Origin of the sequence: Paenacidovorax caeni (assembly GCF_001298675.1) — a bacterium.
GTDB lineage: Bacteria > Pseudomonadota > Gammaproteobacteria > Burkholderiales > Burkholderiaceae_C > Paenacidovorax > Paenacidovorax caeni.
In genome coordinates, this window is sequence record NZ_CYIG01000091.1 from 1 (window position 1) to 3,723 (window position 3,723).

A 3,723-nucleotide genomic window follows, 5' to 3' on the forward strand; every position below is an offset into this window, starting at 1 on the left:
CCCGGTACACGCCGAGCGCCGCAAATCACTCTCCTGAACGCCAAACCCTGGTGGTGAACCTGACACCTGGGCGGGAAAATCGAGTGTCTCAGCCGGCTTGATGGCGCTTCCGCGGTGCGATACTTGGCCTCATGCGGTTAAAACGCCTATCCGTATGGCCGGTTTTCTGGACGCCACCGCTGCGCGCCTGCAGCACCTGCCCGCCAGCGACCGCCCCACGGTGGTCATCCCCAGCTACAACGGCGCGCGCAAGCTGCCGCTGCTCACGCCGCTGCTGGCGCTGCTGCTGGCCCGTGAGGGGCTACCCGTGCTGATCCACGGCACGGCCACCGAATCGACCCGGGTTTTTACGTCAGAAGTGCTCGCAGCCCTTGGTATACCTGCGCAAGCAGCTATTAAAAAAATAGCAAATGGCGAGGTGGCGTTTGTCCCCACCGCCCTGCTGAGCCCCGGGCTGCAGCGTCTGCTGGAGGTGCGCCGCGTGGTGAACCTGCGCAACCCGGCACACAGCCTGGTCAAACTCATGAACCCGTGCGTGGGCAAAAGCCTGATCGTCAGCAGCTACACGCACCCCGAATACGCGATCTCCATGGCCGCCACCTTTGCACTCACCCAGGCCAACGCCCTGCTGCTGCGCGGCACCGAGGGCGAGGCCGTGGCCGACCCGCGCCGCACGCCCACGATGCAGGCCTTTGTGAACGGCCAGACCTTTACCTTGCAGGAGCACCAGGCCGGCCCGCTGACCAGCCTGCCCAACCTGCCCACGCAACTGGACGCAGCCACCACCGCAGCCTATATTCAAAGTGTGATGACCGGCGCACAGCCCGTACCCGCCCCCATTGCGCAACAGGTGGCCCACATCTTGCAGTTAGTCGAATCACTATGAAACACGATCTCTCCGACTCCAACGCGGCAGGCCAGGTCACCCTGGTCGGCGCCGGCCCGGGCGACCCGGAGCTGCTGACCCTCAAAGCGCTCAAAGCCATCCAGGCCGCCACGGTGCTGATGGTGGACGACCTGGTCAACGAAGCCATCGTGGCCTACGCATCCCCCGAAGCACGCATCGTGCACGTGGGCAAGCGCGGGGGCTGCAAGTCGACACCGCAGTCGTTTATCGAAAAGCTCATGGTCACCGCCGCACTCGAAGGCGAGAACGTGGTACGCCTCAAGGGTGGTGACCCGTTCATCTTTGGCCGTGGTGGTGAAGAGGTAGAGAACCTGCAGGCTGCCGGCATCCGCGTGAGCGTCATTAACGGCATCACCTCGGGTCTGGCCGCTGTCACCTCATTGAATGTGCCACTGACGCACCGCGAGCACGCGCATGGCGTGGTGTTTGTGACCGGCCACGCCAAGCCCGGCGACACCGGTACCGACTGGCGCGCGCTGGCGCACACGGCCTACCAGGCCAAGCTGACTTTGGTGATTTACATGGGTGTGAGCGGTGCCGCCCACATCCAGGACGAACTGCTGTACGGCCTGCCCGACACCACCCCCGTGGCCATCGTGCACAACGCCAGCCTGCCCACGCAGCGCCATGCAGTCTGCACACTGGGCGAGCTGCAGACCACCATCGCCCGGGAAGGCCTGGCCAGCCCCAGCGTCATCGTGGTCGGTGATGTGATGCAGGGCCTGCTGGCCGCAGCCCAGGTCCCCGAACGGGAACCCCTGGGCCAGACGCGCACCGCCTGAGCGTTCAGGCAGCCGCGAGCTGCTGGTTTTGTGGTGTGCGCGTGGCCCCCACCGCCAGCAGCGCCAAGGCCAGCGCCAGGGTGTAGTGCATCAATTGCACGGTGTTGAACAAGCCCAGGTAGTTGCTGTCGGCCTTGCCAGTAGCCGCCACCACAAAGCTGCCCAGCAAAGCCAGCGTGCCCGCCAAGCCCCAGGTATTGCGCTGCTGCACCGCCGTCCAGGCAATCACCAGCGCACACACGCCCGGCACCACCTGCGACCAGAGCGCCAGACCGGCCAGCGTCAGCACGATGCCGACACCCCCCACGACCAGCACAAAACGCCCGACCGCCGCGCCACGTGTGGCCAGCGGCGCATCCGGCCAGCGCAGGCCTGATGCAAGCAACGGAAACGCAGCACATGCGGCCAGCAGGCTGGTGAAACGGTGTGGCCCCAGCATCTCGGCCCAGCCCGAATACCGCAGTACACCCAGGCAGGCCGCCAAACCGATCAGGCCGGCGGCCACTGCCACAGCAGGCCGCTGGCGCAGGTGAAACCACAGGATAGCGGCACACACCAGCAGCAGCACCAGATCCGACAAGGCGTCCGGATTCATGCTGCCACTCCCACCGCGTTGGCAGGGGCAACGGCCTGGCGATTCAGCCAGACCACACTGCCCACACACAACACCAGCAACGCACCCTTGAGCAGCAGCGGCGCCTCAAACCCAAACCACTGCGGCACGGCGGCGAACGACACACCCAGCGCCAGCAGACGCACCTGCTCCAGCCACTTGCCCCAGACAAAACGCTCGAGCAGCGCCCCCAGCGCCACCGCCGTGACCAAAATGCCCAGCGCGTACACCGCGGCCGTGCCTCTGTCCAGGCCCTTGGCCACACCGATGAAATGCGAAACAAAAAGCACCAGCACCGCGGACTGCAGCGCCACGTACCAACGCAGCGGCGCGGGGGTTTGCACATCAAAGCGGGTAAAGGTGCGGGGCTCGAAATGTTCGATGGGTTCGTCGGTCCAGCCGCCCGGTGGCGCCACCCAGACACCCAGCTTGGCGCGCCAGCCCTTTGCCGCACGGGACATCTGCCACAGGTCGGCGTAGTAGTGCAGGTTGCCCTTGATCGGGCTGAAGCTGTGCAGCGGCTTGCGGATGCCGTAGCAAATTTTCTCGTCATCGCGCTCGTCGGCAAAAGTGCCGAACAGACGGTCCCACAGGACCAGGATACCGCCGTAGTTCTTGTCGATGCAGTAGTCGTTCTGGCCGTGGTGCACGCGGTGGTTGCTGGGCGTGACCAGAATGCGGTCCAGCACGCCCATGCGGCCTATCAGCTCGGTGTGCACCCAGTACTGGTACAGCAGGTCGATCAGGCCCACGATCACCAGCATCTGCCATGGGATACCGAGCACCGCCAGGGGCAGGTAAAACACCCAGCCGAATAACGCGCCGGTAGAGGTCTGCCGCAGTGCGGTGGACAGGTTGTAGTACTCCGATGAGTGGTGCACCACATGCGAGGCCCACATGACATTGACCTCGTGGTACATGCGGTGCGCCCAGTAGTAACACAGGTCGTACAGCACCAGGGCCAGAATCCACAGCGGAATACTGCTCATGGACCATTCGGTAAAGCGGTAGGCCTCATACACCGCGATGTAGATGCCCAGCGTGGCGATCTTGGTGAAGGCGTTGGTCACCTGGCTCAACAGGCCATGGTGCAGGCTGGTGATGGCGTCGGGAATGTCGTAGACCGCCACACCGCGCCGCCGGGCCACCCAGGCCTCGAGCAGGATGGTGAGCATGAATACGGGTATGGCGTAAACAATGGGATTCATGGTTTTGTCTCTCTCGTTATGCAGCGCCTCTGTATCGGGTACCGTCATCGTTGAAAGTATACACTAGTTGTCGCATCCCAGATGATTGCATAGACCCAAAACGCTATCCCCTATTCATGGCCCGCGCGGTTCTGCAAGAGTTGATAGAGTCCTTGCAATCGACCCTGGGAGTGAAGCCATGTTGATAGCCCTGCACAAGAACGCCCGCACCAC

Annotated in this window: 3 protein-coding genes and 1 pseudogene; 2 read left to right on the forward strand and 2 right to left on the reverse strand. The window is 63.9% G+C overall.

Annotated elements, in window-relative coordinates; all coding sequences use genetic code 11:
• Positions 1 to 139: 139 nt before the first annotated feature.
• Positions 140 to 886: pseudogene (gene ybiB, locus BN2503_RS18600) on the forward strand (DNA-binding protein YbiB); the annotation flags it as partial.
• Positions 883 to 1,689, forward strand: a complete 807-nt coding sequence (gene cobA / locus BN2503_RS18605) for a uroporphyrinogen-III C-methyltransferase (RefSeq protein ID WP_015061188.1) — start codon at positions 883 to 885, stop codon at positions 1,687 to 1,689. The pseudogene ybiB and the gene cobA, both read left to right, overlap by 4 nt.
• Before the next feature lie 4 nt (positions 1,690 to 1,693).
• Here cobA and BN2503_RS18610 read toward each other — a convergent pair whose 3' ends face one another.
• Complete coding sequence (locus BN2503_RS18610) at positions 1,694 to 2,284, reverse strand: hypothetical protein (protein ID WP_015061189.1); 591 nt, start codon at positions 2,282 to 2,284, stop codon at positions 1,694 to 1,696.
• Positions 2,281 to 3,510, reverse strand: coding sequence for a sterol desaturase family protein (locus BN2503_RS18615; protein WP_054258083.1), 1,230 nt, complete (start codon positions 3,508 to 3,510; stop codon positions 2,281 to 2,283). Before BN2503_RS18615 ends, BN2503_RS18610 begins: the two co-directional genes overlap by 4 nt.
• Positions 3,511 to 3,723 lie beyond the last annotated feature (213 nt).